This window comes from Pseudomonas sp. W2I6 (assembly GCF_030815935.1).
GTDB lineage: Bacteria > Pseudomonadota > Gammaproteobacteria > Pseudomonadales > Pseudomonadaceae > Aquipseudomonas.
Genome location: NZ_JAUSXJ010000001.1, coordinates 6,882,868 through 6,903,224, shown reverse-complemented (window position 1 = coordinate 6,903,224; position 20,357 = coordinate 6,882,868). Strand labels below are relative to the sequence as shown.

Sequence of the window (20,357 nt, the reverse complement as noted above, 5' to 3'; positions counted from 1 at the left end):
GCAATGTAGGAGCCGGCTTGCCGGCGATGCGGCCACCGCGGTTTTTCAGTGCAACCACGGTGGCCATCGCCGACAAGCCGGCTCCTGCAGATCAGGTGATGTCGGCCGGGATAGGCGCGTCCAGGCCCATGGCATGCAGCCGGGCGTAGTAACCGTTTTGCGCCAGCAATTCGCCGTGGGTACCGCGCTCGACTATCCGGCCATCGTCCATCACCAGGATCAGGTCGGCTTTCTCGATGGTCGACAGGCGGTGAGCGATCACCAGGGTCGTGCGGCCTTGCATGACCTTGTCCAGGGCGGCCTGGATATGGCGCTCCGATTCGGTGTCCAGCGCCGAGGTGGCCTCGTCGAGGATCAGCAATGGCGCGTTCTTGAGCAAGGCCCGGGCGATTGCCAGGCGCTGGCGCTGGCCGCCGGACAGCAGCACGCCGTTTTCGCCGACCTGGGTGTCGAAGCCCTTGGGCAACTGGTCGATGAAGTCCTTGGCATAGGCATCGGCCGCTGCCGCCTCGACATCGGCCCGCGGTGCGCCGGCCAGGTCACCGTAGGCGATGTTGTTGGTCACCGTGTCGCTGAACAGGGTCACGTGCTGGGTCACCTGGGCGATGTGCCGACGCAGGTTGAGCAGGCGATAGTCTTCGATTTCCACGCCGTCGAGCAGGATCTCACCGCTCTCATGGTGGTAGAAACGCGGGATCAGGCTGGCCAGTGTCGACTTGCCGCTACCCGAACGCCCCACCAGGGCAACCATCTGCCCGGGCTCTGCGGTAAAGGTGATGTCCTTGAGCACATGGCGCTCGGTGCCCGGGTAGGTGAAGTTCAGGTTGCGCACTTCCAGGCGGCCGCTGACCTTGTCGCGCTCGATGGTGCCGCGATCGATTTCCACGTCTTCGTCCAACTGCTCGAAAATACTTTCGGCACCGGCCACGCCTTTCTGGATGGTCGAGCTGACTTCGGACAGCTGGCGGATCGGCTTGGGCAACAGGCCGGCCAACGTGATGTAGGCCACCATGTCACCCGCCGACGCATCACCGCGAAGGTACAGGACCAGGAACATCAACACTGCCATGGCGCTGTAGATCACCAGTTGCAGCGCCGGCGTATAGATCGCGCCGGTGCGGGTCATGCGCAGTTGCTTGTTGGTGTTGCTCAGGCTCGCCTTGAGGAAGCGCTTCTGCTCATACACCTCACCGCCGAAGCTGCGCACCACGCGGTAGCCCTGGATGGTTTCCGAGGCAACGTGGGTGACGTCACCCATCGCAACCTGGATCTTCTTGCTCTGCTTGCGGAATTTCTTGCTTGCGGTGCTGACCATCACGGCAATCAACGGCAGGATGGCGATCATCACCAGGGTCAGCCGCCAGTTCATGAACAGCAGCGAGGCGAACAGGAAGATCACCGTCATGCCTTCGCGAATCACCACCTTGATGGCATCGGTCGCAGCACCGGTGACCATGGTCACGTTGAAGGTGATGCGGGAGATCAGGTGCCCGGAGTTGTGATTGTCGAAATAGCGGTTCGGCAGGGTCAGCAGGTTGTTGAACAACTGCACCCGCAGGTCGTGGACCAGGCCCAGGGAAACCTTGGCCAGCAGGTAGTTGCCCAGGAACGAACCGAGGCCCTGCCACGCGGCGATCAGGATGATCAGCAACGGCACGGCCTGCAGCAGTTGCAGGTCACGCAGGAAAGGCACCGTGGGGAACAACACCGCTTCAGGGTTGGACAGGCCATCGACAAAGTACTTGAGGATGTAGCCCAGCATCGGCTGGGTCGAAGCGAAAATCAGAAAGCCGACGATACTCAACGCGAACAAGCCGGCATAGGGCTTAACGTAGCTGAGCAGGCGGAAGTATATTTTCAAGCTCGAAGGGCTTGCGCTCGGACTGGAGTCGGTCATATCACGCGGCGGTTTTGAAAAAGGAGGCTGACTTTAGCACAGCTTCTCTGTTGTACTTGCACGCGGCACAACCGCAGCCCCGTTGGATCCAACGGACGACATTATATAGCCACTACTTTAGTATGGTCGGCTTTCTTTATTCTGGAACGGCTTTTCTGTATGCACTCCAAGCGCCTTACCTATGGCTCAAATCGCGTTTTCGACTTCCTCTGTTTGTGGATTCTGCCCATCGGCTTGTTGTTGCTCCTGAGTTCGCTGTTCTTCGTCACCAATCGAAACGTGCTGCACAGGTTCTACTACCTGCTGTTCGCAGCGCCGACACTGTTGCTGCTGTGCCTGCGCCCGACGGAATTCAAGCAGGTATTGCGCGAGCCCCTGGCGATTGCCTTCCTGGTTTTCTCGGGCTGGGCGCTCACCAGCCTGCTCTGGAGCCCTGAGGCCACGACAGACTCCGACCTGTTCAAGCGGCCACCGAATACCTTCACGTTGTTTGTCGGCTTAGGACTGTTGCTGCATTACCGCAGCGAACTGTTCAAGCCGATCTTCTTCTGTGCCGCGCTGATTGCGCTGATATCGAGCGCCTGCAGCCTGGTGGCTTTTGCTCCCCACCTCTCGGATGGCTCGCGAATGATCGGCGGGCGTGGCGCTCTTGATAATCCGCTGCTGAGCTCTCACGTATTCGGATTCTTCTGCATTTACTGGCTGTACGTATGCATGACCACCAAGCGTGCGCACGTACTCTGGTTCAGCGTTCCGGCACTGGCAATCATGGGCGCTGCAGTGATGGCCACCGGCTCGAGAACGCCGCTGGTTGCCCTGCTCCTTGCCGTGCTCTGGATGAGTTTCATCACTCGCAATCGGCGCTCGGCCCTGCTGATCGCCTGTATGGCGCTGGCGGCCGCGGCGCTGCTGCTGCTCTATCCCGAACTGATCACCAATCGTGGCAGCTCGTCCCGCTTCGAACTCTGGAGCATGTCGCTTGAGCGTATTGCCGAACACCCCTGGATCGGCCACAGCTACGACTCAGAGTTGTACCTGACACTCGCCGACGGCAATCAACTGCGCGAACCCCACAGCTTTGCCCTCGGCGTGCTCTATTACGTCGGCATCATCGGCTTCATCCCGTGGATATTCATGCTCGGCTGGGGCCTGTACAAAAGCCTCAAGGAACGTGCGCAGCCATTGTTCATCCTGGCCTCCTCCCTGCTGGCCTATGGCATCGGTGCCGGCCTGACCGAAGGCGGCGGCATTCTCTCGCGACCAAAAGAGCACTGGTTCCTGCTGTGGATCCCGCTGGCACTGATCGCCGGCCTGAGCATCGCCCAGCGTCGCCGCAGCCTGCTGCGCATGCCGGTTCAACGCCTGAAATCGCAAGACTTCGAACAGCTGTGCGCCAACGCCCACGTGATCGAAGCCGATGGCCTGGGGCCCAAGGTCCTGCGCCTGGAGGATGGCAGCTTCCTCAAGCTGTTCCGCCCTCGTCGCTGGTACACCTCAGGCAGCTTCAATCCCTATTCGGAGCGCTTTGCCAGCAACAGCGAGCAACTGCGTGCATTGGGGATTCCATCACCGGTCATCCTCAATCTCTATCAGTTAAAGGATGCGAGCAGCGCCGTACGTTATCAGCCGCTGCCCGGCCTGACCCTGCGCCAGGCCCTGCAAAGCCTGGACAGCAGCCTGCGGGAATCGCTGATCGAACGTTTCGGCCGGTTCATGGCCCAGCTCCACGAGCGCGGCGTGTACTTCCGCTCCCTGCACCTGGGCAACGTACTTTTGATGGATGATGGCGAGTTCGGCCTGATTGACGTGGCAGACATGCGCATCTACCCATCGCCGCTGCGTAACGCCCTGCGCCAGCGCAACCTGCGGCACATGCAGCGTTATCCCCAGGACCGCAACTGGTTGTTCGAAACCCACTTTGAACAACTCGCCGCTGGCTACGCTTCGGCAGCATCGCCAAGCGCCACGGCGAAGATCCGTGACCAGGTGTCCAGGCTCAATCGTCCGGTTGCGCAGGTAGCGAACCCGGCCAAGTGATGGTTTGAAGCGCCGGGGTTGCAGGCCCCGGGCCATTGCGGTGAACGCAATGGCCCGGCCGAAGCCCTATGAGCTGCGCTGCGGCGCCAGGTACAGCCGCACCAACCCACGCAAGGTCTTGCGACCCCAGAACTTCAACGGAATCTGCTTGAGGATCTCCCGCGCCAGTGGGCGGTCACGGTCGGCGGTCTTGAGGAACATCGAGTTCAGGAAGTTGTAGCGAACCTGATCGTAGGCGGGATGATCGCTGAACAACCCGTAGGTCTTGAGGATGTTCTGGATCATGTAGCGGTGATTCTTGTAGGTATTGGTCGCGTGCTGGCGATAGCGCGCCATCACCACGCTCAACACGTCGATGGTGTACCCGGCGTGGGTGATCTTCAATTCGATCAGCAAGTCTTCCAGCGGAATCAGCGGATCGAACCCTCCGACCTCTTCCAGCGCCTGCCGACGGATCATCAGCGTCGGTGCCGGCGGAAAGGGCTTGCGATCGAGGAACAGGTCATCGAAATCCAGGCTGCGAAACGGCAAGTCGCGGCGCTGCTTCTTCTCCGGGTATGGCTTGCCGTCCCCATCAATCAACTCGATATTGCCGGCGCAAATACCCACCTTCGGCTTGCCTTCCATGTAGGCAACCTGGGTGGCGATGCGCTCGGGCAGCATGATGTCATCGGAGCCGAATGGCGCGATCAGGCTGCCTTTGGCGCGAGCGATGGCACCGTTCAGGGTATTGGTCAGGCCCTGGTTCTGCTGCACCTGGAAATCAAACCCGTGTTCGGCCTGCAAGCGCTGGATGCGCTCCACGCTGTCATCCCTGGAGCCATCGTCTACCACCAGCAACTCGATGTTGGGGTAGGTCTGGCCGAGCACACTGAGAATGCTCTGCTCGATGTACGGCCCGTGGTTGTAGGAGGCGATGATCACAGTGACCAGGGGTTGCTGCAGACTCATGCTTTACCTACTTCACGCAGACCGGTTTCGATCAGGTTCAAATACTTGTGCCGGAACTCGTCCAGGGTGTGGTTTTCTTCCAGGTAGCGGAACACTTGCTCACCCTTGGCACGCAGCTCTTCGTCGCTCAGCGCCAGGTAAGTGTCCAGTGCTGCCGCCAACTGCTCGACATTGCCCGGATCATGGGAGAGGCCGCCGGCACCTTGCACCAACGGCAGCATCGCCGGGCCATTGGAGGCGATGACCGGCAGATGGCCGCTCATGCCTTCCAGCAGCGCCAGGCCCAGGCCTTCGAACAACGACGGCATGGTCCAGATGTCGAAACCGCGCACATACTTCATGCCATCTTCGCGAAAGCCCAGCAGGTGCGCACGGCCGGTCAGGCCCAGGCGCTCGATATCGGCGCGCAGGTCTGCTTCGGCGCGGCCGGAGCCGATGATCCCCACCTGGGCCTCAGGGTATTTGTCCTTGAGGGTGGCGAACGCTTGCAACAAATGGGTGTGGCCCTTGATCGGCACTAGGCGGCCCAGGGCGCCAATCATCCGTGCATCCAGCGGCAGGCCCAGGGCCTTGCGCGCTTCATCCCGTGGCAACTGCAAGGCTTCGGCCTGGGGGATGTCGATGGCATTGGTGACAAAGGTGGTGTTTTCGCGGGTGAACCCGCAGTTGAGGTCCACCAGGTAATCCCTGACCGCTGCCGACACCCCGACGAATCGCCACGCCGGGCTGACCCACTTCTGCGTCTGGCGCCGGCGGTAGCCCCGGGCGTACTCGCCAAAACCGTGGGAAATGCCGATGCACAGGGGGATCTTCAACCAGCGGTTGAGCGACAGCATCATGTTCACCGACTTGAAGCGGTTACAGATGACCACGTCGAATTTCTGCTCGCGGCAATATTTGTAGATCTGCCACATCGCGCCGAAACGAATGCCCTTGAGGGACTTTTCCGGCAACTCGAAATAATGGGAGTGCTCAGCCACGCTCAGGGGCTGGCCGGGCAGCGGGCGGCCGCTGAGGAACCCGGATGTGACCTCGAAACGTTCAGCCGGCAAGGCCTTGACGATCTGCTCGCCGAGGTCGGCGAAGTCGTGGGTCTTGACGTTGTAGTCCGGCTGTAACTGCAAAACCTTGAAACGAGGTTTCATAACTCTCCATGCTGCAATCTGGCTGCGGGCGCGCAGCCCGGCGAAAAGGGGCGGCAGGCGCTGCAAGCCTGCCTTCAATAAGGTCTCAATCCTGCTTCAACACCCAGAGCAACTCATGACGGCGCACCGCCTTGCGGAAGAACTCATTCCCTCCGTAAGGCGATGGACTACGGCCCGCCAATAATTGCTGCAACCACCTGCGCACGCGGCGCTTGAACGGCGCCCGCGGCTGCAAGTCGTGCATCATGCCCAGGGCCATGGCCTTGTCCTGCTGCTGGCTGAGCGTCAGCGGCAAGCTGCAAGGCACAAGTTCACGGGAGGCATCAAAACGCGGCGGCAAGGCCACGCCAGCGCCCGAATCCCCCATGGGCCAACGATCGTTATCATGCAGGTGGTTGGCGTAGCCGAGCAACGTGCCCGGTTGCCACTCCAGGCCTTGCAAGGCTTCGAGAATCGCGGCGTGGGCGCAGATGTGATCCGGGTGCGGATCCAGCAACGGCGTCGGCAACACGATCACCTGCGGGCGCGCCTTGAGCAGCAATGCCCGCAGGTCGGCAATCAGGTTATTCCAGGTCGGGGCGCCGTCCACATCCCCGGGCAAGGCCAGGGCATTGAACTGGCGAAACAGCCGCGTATCGTCCAACTGGGCTTCCCGGGAGGCCTGGGGCTGATCCGGCGCAGCCTGCATCGCCGGCAGTTGCATGCAGAAGTAGCCCAACTGCACGCACTGCGCCTCGGGTACTCCCGCCCAACGCGGCACGGTGACGCTGTCCCAGGCACGCAGGCGGCCTTTGAGTCGTGCGGCATCGGCCTTGGGCATGCCCATCTGCTGATAGTGATCGGCTTCGATTTCGCCCGCTGTAACGGTGACGATCCAGCTCTCATCGGCCTGGCTGTAAAGGCTGAAGGCAGCCAGTTCGGCATCGTCGGCATGGGGAGCAATGACCATCACGCGCTGGCGACGGTAATCCGGCTGGCGGAACAACCAGAGCGTAGGCTGCCCCTTGATGCGGCAGAAGCGCCCGCGCAAGCGCAGCTTACCGCTGGCCAGCGCTTCGCCCATGCCTGTCAGGTTGAGGTAGCGCCGTCCTGCAACCCCCCGCTCGAAGACTTGCCGGTCGGGTGCATCCAGGCCCGATAACTCCACCGCAGGATCGAGAAAACGCCCGAGCCAAGAGCTTTTGAGTTCAACCCCGACGATCAGGGTTTCATCGCCCACCAGAGGCGTGTCCAACAGCAGGCGCCCGGCTTCAAGACGCAGGCCCGCGCACTCGCTCCCTTCAGGAAACGCGTACTCATAATCGTCTTTCGGCGAGTAGAACAGATGATCGGCAAACCAGGCCTCATGTGCGGCCCACAGCACCACGGCCAGCACCAGTGGCAACCACCAGGCCACCAGCACACCGACAGCCACCAACAGCAACAGGCCCACCAACAGCGCAATACGCTTGTTGCGCCGGTGCTGCTTGAGCAATTGCTGTTTGCGACTCATACGCTGAACACCGGCACCGGGTTGCACCAGCGCTCCTTGTATTCACGGTCGGAACGCCCGAAGGAGAAACGCAGCGGCTTGTCGCTCGCCCGCGCTTGCTCCCAGGCACTTTGGGTATTGAGGAAGCTCAGCACGCTGCCGGGGCTGAACGCCTTGGTTTCAGGGTCGACACCGCCGTTGACGTATTCGGCGCTGACCCACTGCGGCGCCTGCACCTGATACACCAGTTGCACGGCAATCGCAGCATCATTGAGAAACAGCACCGAGCCGAACAGGAATTCCTTGAGCAACTCCAGCACCTCGGCCAAGCGCTCGGCTCCCGCCGCAGGGAAACCCCAACGCCGCTGGAACAGGTCGCAATAAATCGCCGCCAGTTCGCTGCTGGAAAACTCGCCGACCGCCCTTACCACGCCGCCCGCCTCTTCCAGCAAACGCAGTTCGCGGCGCTGGTTGTAGCGAAACTTCTTCGACAGCTCTTCCGGTGTGCGCGCCATGGCCAACTGCTCGGCCTGGGGCTTGAGGGTGCTTACGCGCCCCTCATTCAGTGCAGAGAGATAACGCGCGCGATGGCGCAATGGCACCTGCGCATCGGCGGCAATCGGCAGGATGATCTCGGCATTACCCAGATCAAACAGGCCTTTTTTGCCTTTGCGCTTGAGCACGTCCTTGGACAGGGCCAGGTCACGCCCCCAGGTAGCAATTGCGCCCTTCAGCTCACCGTCCTGCTCCCAGCCCAGGTAGCGCACCGGAATCTGCGCCAGGTGCGCCAGCCGCTCGACGATCTGCGGATGAGTCGCCACGCTGCCGCCAAAACGCTGCCAGGCCTGGGCGTAAACCTCGGCCTCGACAGGCGTCCAGCCACGTTCACGCCAGCCCTGGAAGCGGTTCAGCATTTAGACCACGGCGTCATAAGGGTCCACGCCGTCCTTGACCACGAGGATGTCTTCCATGATCAGGTACTGCAGGTCGGAACCGAAGAACATGTTCAGCGCGTCGGTCGGCGAGCAGATCATCGCTTCGCCACGACGGTTGAGCGAGGTGTTCAGCGACACACCATTGCCGGTCAGTACTTCCAGTTCTTTCATCATGTCGTAGTAGCGCGGGTTGTATTCGCGCTTGAGCACCTGGGCACGGGAGGTACCATCTTCATGGACCACTTCCGGCACGCGGGTTTTCCACTCTTCCGACACTTCAAAGGTGAAGGTCATGAACGGCGCCGGGTGATCGACCTTGATCATCTGTGGCGCAACGGTGTCCAGCATCGACGGGCAGAAAGGCCTCCAGCGCTCGCGGAACTTGATCTGGTGGTTGATCCGGTCAGCCACGCCGGTGGCGCTTGGGCAACCGATGATCGAACGACCGCCCAGGGCACGCGGGCCAAACTCCATGCGGCCCTGGAACCAGGCCACCGGGTTGCCGTCGACCATGATCCTGGCGATGCGCTTGGGCATGTTTTCAATCTTGCGCCAGACCGGCTTGCTCTCGTGCTTGGCGCACGCCGCGATCACGTCTTCGTTGCTGTAGGACGGGCCGAGATAGACGTGTTCCATCTTCTCAACCGGTACGCCACGGGCGTGAGACACGTAGGCGGCTGCACCCACCGCAGTACCGGCATCGCCGGACGCCGGCTGCACGAACAGCTCCTTGACGTCGTCGCGGGCAATGATCTTCTGGTTCAGCTTGACGTTCAGCGCACAGCCGCCGGCAAACGCCAGCTTGCCGGTGTCTTTGAGGATGTCGCCCAGGTAATGGTCGATCATCTGCAACGCCAGCTTCTCGAACAGCGCCTGCATGCTGGCCGCGTAGTGGATGTACGGCTCGTCGGCGATATCGCCTTCGCGCTTCGGACCCAGCCACTCGATCAGTTTTGGCGAGAAGTAGAAACCCTTGCCCTTCTCTTTGTAGCGACGCAGGCCGATGACGTTGGCGTAGTCGGTGTTGATCACCAGCTCGCCGTTTTCAAAGGAGGCCAGGCGCGAGAAATCGTACTTGCTGGCATCGCCATACGGCGCCATGCCCATGACCTTGAACTCACCGTCGAGCATCTCGAAACCGAGGAACTCGGTGATCGCGCCATACAGGCCGCCGAGGGAGTCCGGATCGTAGAATTCCTTGATCTTGTGGATCTTGCCGTTTTCGCCGTAGCCGAAGAAGGTGGTGGCGTACTCACCCTTGCCGTCGATCCCGAGGATCGCGGTCTTCTCCTGGAAGCCCGAGCAGTGATAGGCGCTGGAAGCGTGGGCCAGGTGGTGTTCAACCGGTTCGATCTTGATTTTCTTCGGATCGAAGCCCAGTTGCTCCAGGCACCAGACGATCTTGTTGCGATAGCGCTTGTAGCGACGGTTGCCCATCAGGATCGCGTCGAGGGCGCGGTCCGGGGCATACCAGTAACGCTTGGCATAGTGCCAGCGGGCCTCGCCGAACAGGCTGATGGGGGCGAACGGAATCGCCACCACATCAACGTCGGAAGGCTTGATACCGGCTTGTTCCAGGCAGAACTTCGCCGATTCGTAGGGCATGCGGTTCTTTGCATGTTTGTCGCGCACGAAGCGCTCTTCTTCGGCGGCCGCGATCAGCTTGCCGTCGATGTACAAGGCTGCGGAAGGATCATGGCTAAGGGCGCCGGACAGGCCAAGAATCGTCAATGCCACAGGGGTCTAGCCTCTTTTAGTCTGCATGCAGGCGCGTCACGCCTGAAAAAAGTGTGCTCCCCGCCTGGGCGAGAAACAGCTAAAGGGCGGGATTATAGCGTAAACACGGCGCGGGATGATCTAGGGATTGTGGCGACCGGTTGTCACTGCAGGCCTAGCGGAAAATCTCGATGCTGCCGTCCCTGTTCTGGCGGTAGACCGTGTAGGGCAGCACAAGGGTGTCGAGCAAGCCGGAGGCCACGAGCTCGGCGGCGAAGATCGGCAGGGAGCCGGAGGCATCGCGCGTGTGCTCTTTGGTGGTGTCGGGGGCGCCGTTCAAGGTGCAGAAACCGTAGATCACCCCACTGTAGATACGCGGCACGTTTTCACAATAACTGCGCGATTCCTTGAGGTTCTGGCTGGCAACGGCGTCCGGGCGAAACACCGTGTTGATGGTGCCGCAACCGGTGGTGGATACCAGTACAGCGGCGAGAAGGACTCTGGTTGCAAGACTCACGGACAACTCCATTTGGCATAAGTGTGGGCATTCATCCCTGCCCCATACAACCTTGCCGGATCCGTTTATGAACCCGGGCGCCAATAGATACTGATGTTGCCATCGGTACCTTGCTTGTAGACCGTATAGGGCAGGACCACTGTATCAACAATGCCCGAAACCGTTATATCCAATAGAACGAATGGCATCAGCACGCCAGTGAGGTCCGGCGCGGCGTGCAGCAGGCAGAAATCAAAGGCAACCCCGCTGTAGACACGGGGAATCGACTGGCAGTAGGTTTTTTGCTTCCTGAGTTCACGTGCCGCCGCCGCGTCTTCGCGCAACAGCGTATTGGCCGTTCCACAGCCGCTCAACACAAGGATTCCAATGCTTAGCGCAGCAGTCATTTTTAGCGTCATGGCCAGCCCTCTGAATGGCCAGCAACGCTAACATCGGCCCTGTTGGCGACCCAGACCCCACGCACCGCCGCGCCATGTAAGAAGATTCCGAAATGGCAAAAGCTGGCTGAATCGTTAAACTCGCGCACTTTTATGCGCCATGGATGCTGGTTTACTCATGAAAGTTGTTGTACCCACTCGATTTGCGATGCTGCTTCCCGGACTGCTTGGCCTGTACAGCAGCGCCCAGGCCGATGAAGCGCCACTGGTCCTGGACCCCAGCGTGGTCACCGGTTCGCGCAGTGCCAGCCCGTCGTTTGACCTGCCGTATTCGGTGGACAGCATCAGCCGCGAGCAAATCAGCGATGGCCAACTGGGCATCAATGCTTCAGAGGCACTGTCCCGCGTGCCAGGCCTGGTGGTTCAAAATCGCCAGAACTACGCCCAGGACTTGCAGATTTCCTCCCGTGGCTTCGGTGCCCGCTCGGCATTTGGTGTGCGCGGTATCAAGCTGATCGCCGACGGCATACCCGCCAGCACCCCGGACGGTCAGGGCCAGGCGGCCACGTTCAACCTCGACACCGCCGAGCGCATCGAAGTCCTGCGCGGCCCGGCCGCCACACTGTATGGCAGCAATGCCGGCGGCGTGATCCAGATGTTCTCCCGCAACGGCGAAGGCCCGCCGCGCATCGGTGCCGAGACGCTGGTGGGCAGTGACGGCCTGAGCAAAAACCACCTCACCGCCGAAGGCGCGGCAGACGGCGCAGGCTTCGTGCTGGACGCCTCGCGCATGGACACCGACGGTTATCGCGACCACAGCAGCGCCCGCCGCGACCAGACCTTTGCCAAGCTCAATTTCGAGCCCGATGAAGACAGCAAACTGGCGCTGATCTACAGCAGCCTGGAACAGAACGGCACGCAGGATCCGCTGGGGCAGGCGTGGGATGCGTACAAGGCCGACCCGCGCTCGGTCAGCAGCGCCGCCGAGCTGTACAACACCCGCAAAAGCATCGACCACCAGCAACTGGGGATGAATTACGAGCGGTATTTCGGTGACGCCACACTGCAGGTGAATGCCTATACCGGGCGACGGAGCGTGATTCAGTACCTGTCGATTCCCAAGGGAACGCCCGCCAACGAACGCGGCGGCGGCGTGGTGCAGTTCGACCGCAAGTTCTACGGCGGCTCCGTGCGCTGGATGCAACCGGTCGACAGCGTGCCGGGCGAGCTGATGATCATCACCGGCCTGGATTTCGACCAGAGCGAAGACAGCCGCCACGGCTACCAGAACTACAGCGGCAACACCCTTGGCGTAAAAGGCCAGTTGCGCCGGGATGAAATCGACACCGCCCGCAGCCTCGACCCCTACATCCAGGCCAACTGGGCCATCAATCGCTGGACCCTGCAAGCCGGGGTACGCCACAGCACCATGGAACTGGATGTCGACGACCAGTTCCTGAGCAACGGCGACTCCAGCGGCAACAAGACCTATCAGAAGAACACACCGTCCGTGAGCGTGATGTATGCCTTCACGCCCGACCTGCACGGCTACGTCAGTGCCGGCAAGGGGTTCGAGACGCCAACCCAGGCGGAACTGGCGTACGCGCCGGGCAACATCGAAGGGTTCAACTTCGGCCTGAAGCCGTCGGAAAGCACGCAGTATGAAGTGGGCGTGAAGGCACAGTTGAACGACACCCGGGTCAACGCCGCTGTCTTCCAGATCACCACCGAGGACGAGCTGGTGGTGGACCAATCGATCGGCGGCCGCACCAGCTACCAGAACGCCGGCCGCACCCTGCGCCGCGGCTTCGAGCTGGGCATCGAAAGCCAGCTCAGCGAGCAGTGGAGCACCAACATCGCCTACACCCGCCTGCAAGCCACCTACGACAGCGACTTCATCGGCGGCGGCAAACCGGTGGACAAAGGCAACTACCTCCCCGGTGTGCCACAAACCACACTATTCGCAGAGCTCAACTGGAAACCCCGGGACTGGGTCAGCACCGCCGTGGAAGGCATGTACCGCAGCAAGGTCTACGTCGAAGACACCAACCAGCAACACGCGGCACCGGGCTACAGCGTATTCAACTGGCGCGCGCGGTTTGAGCAGAAGGTGGAGCACTGGACCTTTCACCAGACCTTGCGCCTGGATAACTTGCTGGATCGCCAGTACGTAGGGTCGGTCATCGTCGGAGACGGCAACGGCCGCTATTACGAAGCAGCGCCGGGACGCTCCTGGTACGCCGGCGCAGGCGCCGAGTACACATTTTAGAAACTGACCATCGAACTTGTGGCAAGGGAGCTTGCTCCCGTTGGGCCGCGCAGCGGCCCTAAACCCCTAGCCCACTGCCTTTGGCAACCGCTGATCAATCACCCGATACAACGCACTGCTCTCAGGCCAGTTACGCATAAACCTTGCCCGATCCCTGGCATATGCCGGAGCGAAGCTGCTCAAGGACGTGTGCTGACACATCGAATCCAGGTCGATCAGCGCCCAGCGATCCGTGTGCCAGAACAGGTTATGCCCCTTGAAATCCCCATGGCTGATGCGCTCGCGGATCAACTCTGCGAACAAATTATCCAGGGCCTGCAATTCGGCCTCGGGTGCCTCGCCACTCTCAACATACGGAGCGAACCGCTCGATGATGTCCGGCCCCGGCAGGTACTCGGTCACCAGATACGCGCGGCTGCGCAGCCACAGGAAGCGCTTTTCCAGCAACGCCAGCGGCTTGGGCGTGGCGATGCCGAGGAACGCCAGGCGATTGCCTTCGCGCCACGAATGCCAGGCCCGGCTCGGGCGCCAGAAGCGCTTGAGCCAATGGGCAAAACCCTTGATGTTGTAGCGCTTGATCACGAGTGGTCGACCGGCCACCTCGACCTTGGCGACACTGGCCGCCCCACCGGTTTTATACAGGTGGCCCTGGTCAAGCAGCGCATCGGCCTGCGCCAGCACCGGCAGCATCGCCGCTTCTTCCTCACGACGAGTCGCGCGCAGGGCGAACGGCCCGCGCACGACGCTGAACAGCGTGCACTCCCGGCCAACCTTGCTCAGGAAATCCTTCAAGCGCCAGACGCTGACCTTGCGTACCTGCTTCTGCAACGCTTCGAGCGGCAACGCGTGTTCGCCATTGCTCAGCAGGTAATACACCAGCAACTCTTCGGTAAACGGCTCGAGGTTTTTCGGCAACTGCGCGAAAAACACCCCAAGGTTTTCGAGCACCCGGTTGCGCGACAGCGGTTTGCCCGCCTCTTCGACACAGATCCCGGCGCCGTCGATCAAATACAGTTTGCCGTCCTGACGCAGCAGGTTGTCCAGGTGCAGGTCTTCCTGCCACAGGCCCTTGGCGTGCATCTGCGCAATCGCACCCAGCGCTTCGGCGAGCACCGCTTGCTGCTGGTCAGCCAGCGGCGGCAGGTGCTCAACAGCCTGCCAAGCATCAGCCAGGCTGTCGGCGCCTTCCAGAAACTCGAACAGCAGCCAACCGCCCTCACCCTCTTGCAGACCATCGGCCAGCAACAGCGGCGTGGTCAGGCCTTGCTCGGCCAACAGCCGCACGCCCTTGAGTTCACGCTGAAAATGCCGCGCCGCCTTGCTGCCCACCAACAATTTGGCCAGCACCGGGCGCCCGCGCCACACAGCTGCGCCGACATAACGCTGGCCCGGCAATACCCGCAGCAGGCTCAGCAGTTGCAACTGCCCAGGCCCGGCAGCGTCTGCCAGTTCGATGCTCAGGGGCAGGCTTGGCGTGCGGCCGGCATTTTTCAGTTCGGACAAACGCATCAGCGGTTCTCCTTGTGACTGCGCCGGGCCGCCAGGCGCTGGTGCCAGGCGGCAACCAATGCGCTGTCCTGCGGCTGGTCCAGGTAAGCCGCCAACAGCTGGCGAACCTGATCGTCCGACCACTGCGGCGCACGGCGCAACAGCGGCTCCAGATCCTTGACCCGGTCCCGCCAGCCGAACAGCAGCGGGCGGGTTTTCTCCAGGTCGATCAACTGTGCCGCATACCCGTCGCCGGTGGCTTGCAGGAAAATATGCTTGGGATAAAAACAGCCATGCACCTGGCCCACGCTGTGCAACTGACGAGCAAGCTGACCGCAGGCCAGCAGGATTGCCCGCTGCTGCACGTCGCTCAACTCAGACCATTGCTCCAGCAATGAATCCAGGTCATTCCAACCATCCAGCGCCCGGGTCAGCAACATCGCCCGATGCTCTCCGGCCACTTTGCGCTCACCGAAAAACGCCGCCTGCAATGCCGGAATACCCAACTGCCGATAGCGGCTGATGTTACGAAACTCGCGGGCAAAACTCGGCTCGCCAAACGGGCGGTGCAAGGTGCGCGTCAGGTAGTTGCTCTGGCGCTTGAGGTAGTAGCCCTGGCCTTCGAGTTCGAGGCGAAACACGCTGCTCCAGCCGCCGCGGCTGGTATTGGGCTCGTCCACCGCATCCAGTTGCTTGGCCCATAGCGCGTCGAAAGTGCCGAGGCCGTTGCGCTCAAGCAATGCTCGATCTTCGGCCGCCAGGAAATCACTCATTCTCGCCCCTCGAAAAACTTCACCACGTGGCGAATTCGCTGTTTGTCCGCCGCGCTCAAGTGTTTGCGCTGACGGTATTGCATGTAGAAGCGCAGGCGCTGGGTAGCCGACAAGTGATACTTGGCGACTTTGTCCAGGCAGGCCAGGTCCTTGGTAATGCGGTACTTGAGCCAGAACCCGCGCCAGAAATCGCCATTGGGGCAATCAATCAGGTACAGAGTTTGCTGGTCGTCCACCAACAAGTTGCGCCACTTCAAATCGTTGTGGGTAAACCGGTGGTCGTGCATGGTCCGCGTGTATTCAGCGAGCTGGCGACTGATCTTGTTGACCCACACCGGGTCTGACAGTTGCGGGTCATTGCGCTCGGCCAATGCCGACAAGTCTTCAGTCTTCGGCAGCTCGCGCGTGATCATCGCCCCGCGGTGATACGCCAGGCCCTTACGCTCCAGGCCCCAGGCGATCACATCGGCGGTGGGTATGCCCCACTTGGCGAAGCGCTTGAGGTTCTGCCATTCGGACTTGACTCGTGGCTTGCCCAGATAGCGGCGCAACCCCTTGCCTGCACCGACGTAGCGCTTGACGTAATAGTTGACCCCGCCGCGCTCCACGCGAATCACTTCGGACAACGGATCGCGGGTCAGCCGCTCGCCTTGCAGGGCGAACACGGCTTCCAGGCTACCAAAGTCATCCGCCAGGGCGGCGTAAGCGGGTTCCAGGTTCCAACCCGCCATCAGAGCGCATCCCCGTATCGTTGCTTGCGTGCGTAAAGCTTGGCGGCCATGCGTTCCAGCGCCGACAGCAGCGCGCTTTGCTCGCCCAGGATCTGGCGCAAAGGCTGCTGGAAGTACGCCTTGAGAAACCGCAGTTTGTCGCGCCGGGTCAAACCGATCTCCAGGGCGGAGTAGTAAAGCCCCGCCAGGTCCTTGTCACGCCAGCGCCGGGGAATCTTCGAACGCACCTGGGCACGGTGCAGGTCGATCACCGAGAGCTTGATGTTGTGCACGGTAACCGGTTGGTCGGTGTGCAACAGGAAGTGGCACAGGTAGCAATCACGATGGTTCACGCCCCCCCGGTGCATCGTGCCCAGGGTGCGCGCAAGCTCAACGGTCAAGGCATGCCGAATCGCCGGCACGGGCGGCTGTTTGACCCAGTCCATGGTCAGGTCTTCAAGGCTGACGATAGGCGCCAGCTCTTCAGTGACGATGAACGAGTGCTGGTCGGCCGGGTTGCTGCCCTTTTCACCAAAGGCCACGCCGGTCATGGTGGGCACGCCGAGTTCCTGCAGACGCTGGATCGCGTCCCACTCCTGGCCCGCGCCCAAGACAGGCAACTTGGCCGTGATCAGGTTCTTGAGGATTTCACCCCAGCCAATTCCCCGGTGGATCTTTACAAAATAATGGCGGCCTTCCACTTCCGTACGCAGGGTACGGCGCGCGGCCAGCTCACGAAACACCTGGCCGTCCAGCTTCTCGACTTCGGCGAACGCATCGCGTCCGGCCCACAGGGTCTTGAACGGTTCGGCAAGAATCAACTTCATCGGTTTGGCTCCGCCAGAATCAGGTCCGCAGCGTACTGCGGCATGCTATAGAGGTCGGCCGTCTCAGCGAAGGCCAGACCATTGCGGCTCCAGGCCGCGCGCGCTTGTGGATCGTCGAGCATATCCACCAGGTACTGGTTGAGCTGGGCCTGCTCGAACGGTTCGTCCAACACCCGCCCACTCTGGGCCTTGTCGATGTAAAACGCGTAGCCGCAGACCTTGCTCACCAGCACCGGGAGGCCGGCGACCACCGCTTCGATCAGCACCATGCCGGCCGCCTCGTTGTACGCGGGGTGGATCAACAGGTCGGCGCCCAGCAGAAAGCGCGGGATGTCGCTGCGGCCCTTGAAGAACTGCACCTGGTCGCCCAGTCCCAGCGCAGCACTCTGCAATTGGAATACTTTGGGGTCGTCCTGGCCGATTACAAATAGCCGGGTGCGTTTCTTCAGGCTCGACGGCAGCGCGGCCACGGCCTTGAGGCTGCGATCAACGCCCTTGGTCTTGAAGCCCGAGCCAATCTGCACCAGCAGCAAATCATCGTCGGCCAGGCCGAATTCGCGACGAAACTCGGCGCGGATCTCGGCAGCATTGGGCGGCGCGCGGCGGTCGCGGGCGATGCCCGGCGGCAACAAATGAAAACGCTCGGCCTGGGTCCCGTAATACTGGGTGAACAGCTGCTGCTGGTGTTCGGACAGCACCATGATCTGCGTCTTGGCGTCTTTGTCGAACACTGCACGCTCGTATTCGGCAAAGTGCTTGTACCGGCCGAACCAGCGATACATCGGGTTGCGCAGGTTCTGCGCCTTGTCTTCGAACACGCCGTCGGCGGCGAAGTACAGGTCCAGCCCCGGCATCTTGTTGAAGCCCACCACGCGGTCCACCGGGCGCTTGGCCAGGTCGGCCTGGATCCAGGCGTAGAGCTTTTCATTGCGCCGATGGTTGACCAGCGCCTTGACCGGCGCCACCAGTACTTCAAAGCCCGGCGGCACGTCACCCTCCCAGATCAGCGTATAGACGCGAATCTGATGCCCGCGCTGCTGGCACTCCAGGGCAATGCGCATGAAGTCGCGCTGCAGGCCACCAAAGGGGAAGTATTTGTAGAGGACAAAAGCCAGTTGCATCAGTGTTCCTCAGCCAGTAACAACGTGCTTAAACGAGTTGCGACACGCTCAGGGTTCAGGCGAGTGAAGCACAGGGGCCACTCGCGCTTGAGATCGAACCGACGCTGGTCTTCGGCAGTCGGTTGATAAGTGCATTTCTTTTGCAGGCATGGCGCACACGGGAAGTCGCTGGCCAGGTGAATCTGCGCCTTGCCATAAGCTCCGGTCAGGCCGGGATTGGTAGGGCCGAACAGGGAAATCGTTGGCACATCCAGCGCTGCGGCCAAGTGGCCAAGGCCGGTGTCGACCGCAACACACGCCTTCGCACCCGCCAGCACTCGGGCCACGCCCGCGAGGTTCAGCCTGGGCAGCACTTCGGCGTTTTTCAGGCCCTGGGCCAGGCGTTCAGCCCGAGCTTTTTCGGCGGCATTGCCCCACGGCAACTTCACGTCCACGCCAAAGCGGTCCATGCGTTCGGCCAGGTCGCGCCAGTAGGCTTCCGGCCAGTGCTTGGTGTCCCAGGTGGTGCCGTGCAGCAGCAGTACAAACGGTTTTTTCGGCGGCAGGCCCAGCAACTTGTCGACACTGAGGCCGTAGTCGCCCAGGCCTTTTGGCAGGTCATAACCGAGGGCGACGGCAAACAGCTGGCGCAAGCGCTCCACCGCGTGCTGCCCACGGGCCACGGCCAGACGCCGGGAATAGAAGTGCGCCGCCAATGGCTCGCGAGCCGACTGTTTGTCGAAACCGGCCACCGGGGCACGTACGTAGCGGGTCAGCCAGGCACTTTTCAGCAGGCCCTGGGCGTCGATCACCAGGTCATATTTGGTCGACTGCACGCTCTTCTTGAAGCGCCGCCATTCGCCACTCTTGAAGGTCTGCCAGAGGTTCTTGCGCCAGCGGCGGATCGCCACCGGGATCACCTTGTCCACCGCCGGGTGCCAGGTGGGAATCTCGGCGAAGCCTTCTTCCACCACCCAGTCAAACCGGATGCCCGGGATCGCCCGCGCCGCGTCGGTCAACGCCGGCAAGGCATGAATCACATCGCCCAGGGATGAGGTCTTGATTACCAGAACCCGCAACTTAACGAACCTCGACCACAGTGCCCTGCAACCGCTGCAACGCGTCGCTGACAGGTTGCGGCAGCAACTGGCGCAGGCAGTTGTAGTGGCCGAAGCGGCAGGTGCGATCAAAACACGGGCTGCAATCCAGGCCCAGGCGCACCACTTCGACCTTGTCGGCCAGCGGCGGGGTAAACCCGGGAGACGTCGAGCCATACACTGCCACCAGCGGGCGGTTCAGCGCCGCGGCCACGTGCATCAGGCCGGAGTCGTTGGACACCACCGAGTCGGCACAGGACAGCAAGTCGATAGCCTCGGCCAGGGATGTGTCGCCGCTCAGGTTGACCGCCTCTTCGCGCAGCCCCGGGATCAGGCGCTGGCGAATATCCTCGCCCACCGAATGATCGTTTTTCGAGCCGAACAACCAGACCTGCCAGCCCTCGCGAATCTTCATCTCCGCAACCTTGGCGTAATGCTCCGAAGGCCAGCGCTTGGACTCGCCAAACTCGGCGCCAGGGCACAGCGCCAGCACCGGACGGTCCAGCTCCAGGCCAAACTTGGCCAGGGCGGCGTCGCGGGTGACCGGGTCGATTTGCAGGCTCGGGCGCGGATAAGGCGTCGGCAACTCGGCTCCCGGCGCGTAGGCCAGGGCCATGAAGCGCTCGATCATCAGCGGGTAACGGGCCTTGTCGAGCTTGCGCACATCGTTGAGCAGGCCATAGCGAAACTCGCCACGCCAGCCGGTGCGCTTGGCAATACCGGCGAAGAACGGCACCAGTGCCGACTTCATCGAGTTGGGCAACAGGATCGCCTGATCGTACTGGCCGGCCAGGGACTTGCCGATGCGTCGACGGGTCGCCAGCTCCAGCGCGCCGTGGCCGAGCGGGAAGCTCAAGGCCTGACGCACCTCGGGCATGCGCTCAAGGATCGGCCGGCTCCACTCGGGGGCGAGCACGTCGATTTGGCAGTCGGGATGACGTTGCTTGAGGCACTGGAACAGTGTCTGCGCCATCACCATGTCACCGACCCAACTGGGCCCAACGATCAGAATATTCATGTAGTTTCCACAAACGATACGGGGAGGCT

Annotated in this window: 17 protein-coding genes; 2 read left to right on the top strand and 15 right to left on the bottom strand. The window is 61.7% G+C overall.

The window, feature by feature from the left end; genetic code table 11:
* Positions 1-91: 91 nt before the first annotated feature.
* Positions 92-1,897: a lipid A export permease/ATP-binding protein MsbA gene (msbA, locus tag QF039_RS31820; protein WP_003209481.1), complete on the bottom strand. Its 1,806-nt coding sequence runs from the start codon at positions 1,895-1,897 to the stop codon at positions 92-94.
* 159 nt (positions 1,898-2,056) lie between these two features.
* Here msbA and QF039_RS31815 point away from each other — a divergent pair, with 159 nt between their 5' ends.
* The gene (locus QF039_RS31815) at positions 2,057-3,934 is read left to right on the top strand and encodes an O-antigen ligase family protein (RefSeq protein ID WP_177036436.1); all 1,878 of its coding nucleotides are present in this window, start codon (positions 2,057-2,059) and stop codon (positions 3,932-3,934) included.
* A 66-nt stretch (positions 3,935-4,000) separates the two neighbouring features.
* Here the strand turns inward: QF039_RS31815 and QF039_RS31810 are convergent, their stop codons facing one another.
* The 7 genes from QF039_RS31810 to QF039_RS31780 form a co-directional block, all read right to left on the bottom strand.
* Complete coding sequence (locus QF039_RS31810; RefSeq protein WP_003209477.1) at positions 4,001-4,885, bottom strand: glycosyltransferase; 885 nt, start codon at positions 4,883-4,885, stop codon at positions 4,001-4,003.
* Positions 4,882-6,030: a glycosyltransferase family 4 protein gene (locus QF039_RS31805; protein ID WP_008439138.1), complete on the bottom strand. Its 1,149-nt coding sequence runs from the start codon at positions 6,028-6,030 to the stop codon at positions 4,882-4,884. The genes QF039_RS31810 and QF039_RS31805 overlap by 4 nt, the downstream gene beginning before the upstream one ends.
* An 85-nt stretch (positions 6,031-6,115) precedes the next feature.
* Positions 6,116-7,522 carry a PIG-L deacetylase family protein gene (locus QF039_RS31800; protein WP_307522487.1) on the bottom strand — a complete coding sequence of 469 codons (1,407 nt, stop codon included), beginning with the start codon at positions 7,520-7,522 and terminating at the stop codon, positions 6,116-6,118.
* On the bottom strand, positions 7,519-8,415 hold the full coding sequence (locus tag QF039_RS31795; protein ID WP_008439141.1) for a GNAT family N-acetyltransferase: 897 nt from the start codon (positions 8,413-8,415) through the stop codon (positions 7,519-7,521). The genes QF039_RS31800 and QF039_RS31795 overlap by 4 nt, the downstream gene beginning before the upstream one ends.
* Positions 8,416-10,173, bottom strand: a complete 1,758-nt coding sequence (locus tag QF039_RS31790) for a carbamoyltransferase (RefSeq protein ID WP_008439143.1) — start codon at positions 10,171-10,173, stop codon at positions 8,416-8,418.
* A 154-nt stretch (positions 10,174-10,327) separates the two neighbouring features.
* Complete coding sequence (locus tag QF039_RS31785; protein WP_008439144.1) at positions 10,328-10,681, bottom strand: YceK/YidQ family lipoprotein; 354 nt, start codon at positions 10,679-10,681, stop codon at positions 10,328-10,330.
* A gap of 53 nt (positions 10,682-10,734) precedes the next feature.
* Positions 10,735-11,067, bottom strand: coding sequence for a YceK/YidQ family lipoprotein (locus tag QF039_RS31780; protein WP_010169294.1), 333 nt, complete (start codon positions 11,065-11,067; stop codon positions 10,735-10,737).
* A gap of 157 nt (positions 11,068-11,224) precedes the next feature.
* Between QF039_RS31780 and QF039_RS31775 the strand changes: the two genes are divergently transcribed.
* On the top strand, positions 11,225-13,315 hold the full coding sequence (locus QF039_RS31775; RefSeq protein WP_032899860.1) for a TonB-dependent receptor: 2,091 nt from the start codon (positions 11,225-11,227) through the stop codon (positions 13,313-13,315).
* 66 nt (positions 13,316-13,381) lie between these two features.
* Here the strand turns inward: QF039_RS31775 and QF039_RS31770 are convergent, their stop codons facing one another.
* Genes QF039_RS31770 through waaF form a run of 7 tightly spaced genes read right to left on the bottom strand, consistent with a single transcriptional unit; the run spans position 13,382 to position 20,328 of the window.
* A complete protein-coding gene (locus QF039_RS31770) occupies positions 13,382-14,824 on the bottom strand; it encodes a lipopolysaccharide kinase InaA family protein (protein WP_177008306.1) in 1,443 nt (480 codons plus the stop codon).
* A complete protein-coding gene (locus QF039_RS31765) occupies positions 14,824-15,576 on the bottom strand; it encodes a lipopolysaccharide kinase InaA family protein (protein ID WP_307522479.1) in 753 nt (250 codons plus the stop codon). Before QF039_RS31765 ends, QF039_RS31770 begins: the two co-directional genes overlap by 1 nt.
* A complete protein-coding gene (locus QF039_RS31760) occupies positions 15,573-16,307 on the bottom strand; it encodes a lipopolysaccharide kinase InaA family protein (RefSeq protein WP_003209451.1) in 735 nt (244 codons plus the stop codon). Before QF039_RS31760 ends, QF039_RS31765 begins: the two co-directional genes overlap by 4 nt.
* On the bottom strand, positions 16,307-17,113 hold the full coding sequence (rfaP, locus tag QF039_RS31755) for a lipopolysaccharide core heptose(I) kinase RfaP (protein ID WP_134325629.1): 807 nt from the start codon (positions 17,111-17,113) through the stop codon (positions 16,307-16,309). The genes QF039_RS31760 and rfaP overlap by 1 nt, the downstream gene beginning before the upstream one ends.
* Positions 17,110-18,234, bottom strand: a complete 1,125-nt coding sequence (locus QF039_RS31750) for a glycosyltransferase family 4 protein (protein WP_003209448.1) — start codon at positions 18,232-18,234, stop codon at positions 17,110-17,112. The genes rfaP and QF039_RS31750 overlap by 4 nt, the downstream gene beginning before the upstream one ends.
* Positions 18,234-19,292, bottom strand: a complete 1,059-nt coding sequence (gene waaC / locus QF039_RS31745) for a lipopolysaccharide heptosyltransferase I (RefSeq protein WP_003209442.1) — start codon at positions 19,290-19,292, stop codon at positions 18,234-18,236. Before waaC ends, QF039_RS31750 begins: the two co-directional genes overlap by 1 nt.
* A 1-nt stretch (position 19,293) precedes the next feature.
* Positions 19,294-20,328: a lipopolysaccharide heptosyltransferase II gene (gene waaF / locus QF039_RS31740; RefSeq protein WP_102604286.1), complete on the bottom strand. Its 1,035-nt coding sequence runs from the start codon at positions 20,326-20,328 to the stop codon at positions 19,294-19,296.
* Positions 20,329-20,357 lie beyond the last annotated feature (29 nt).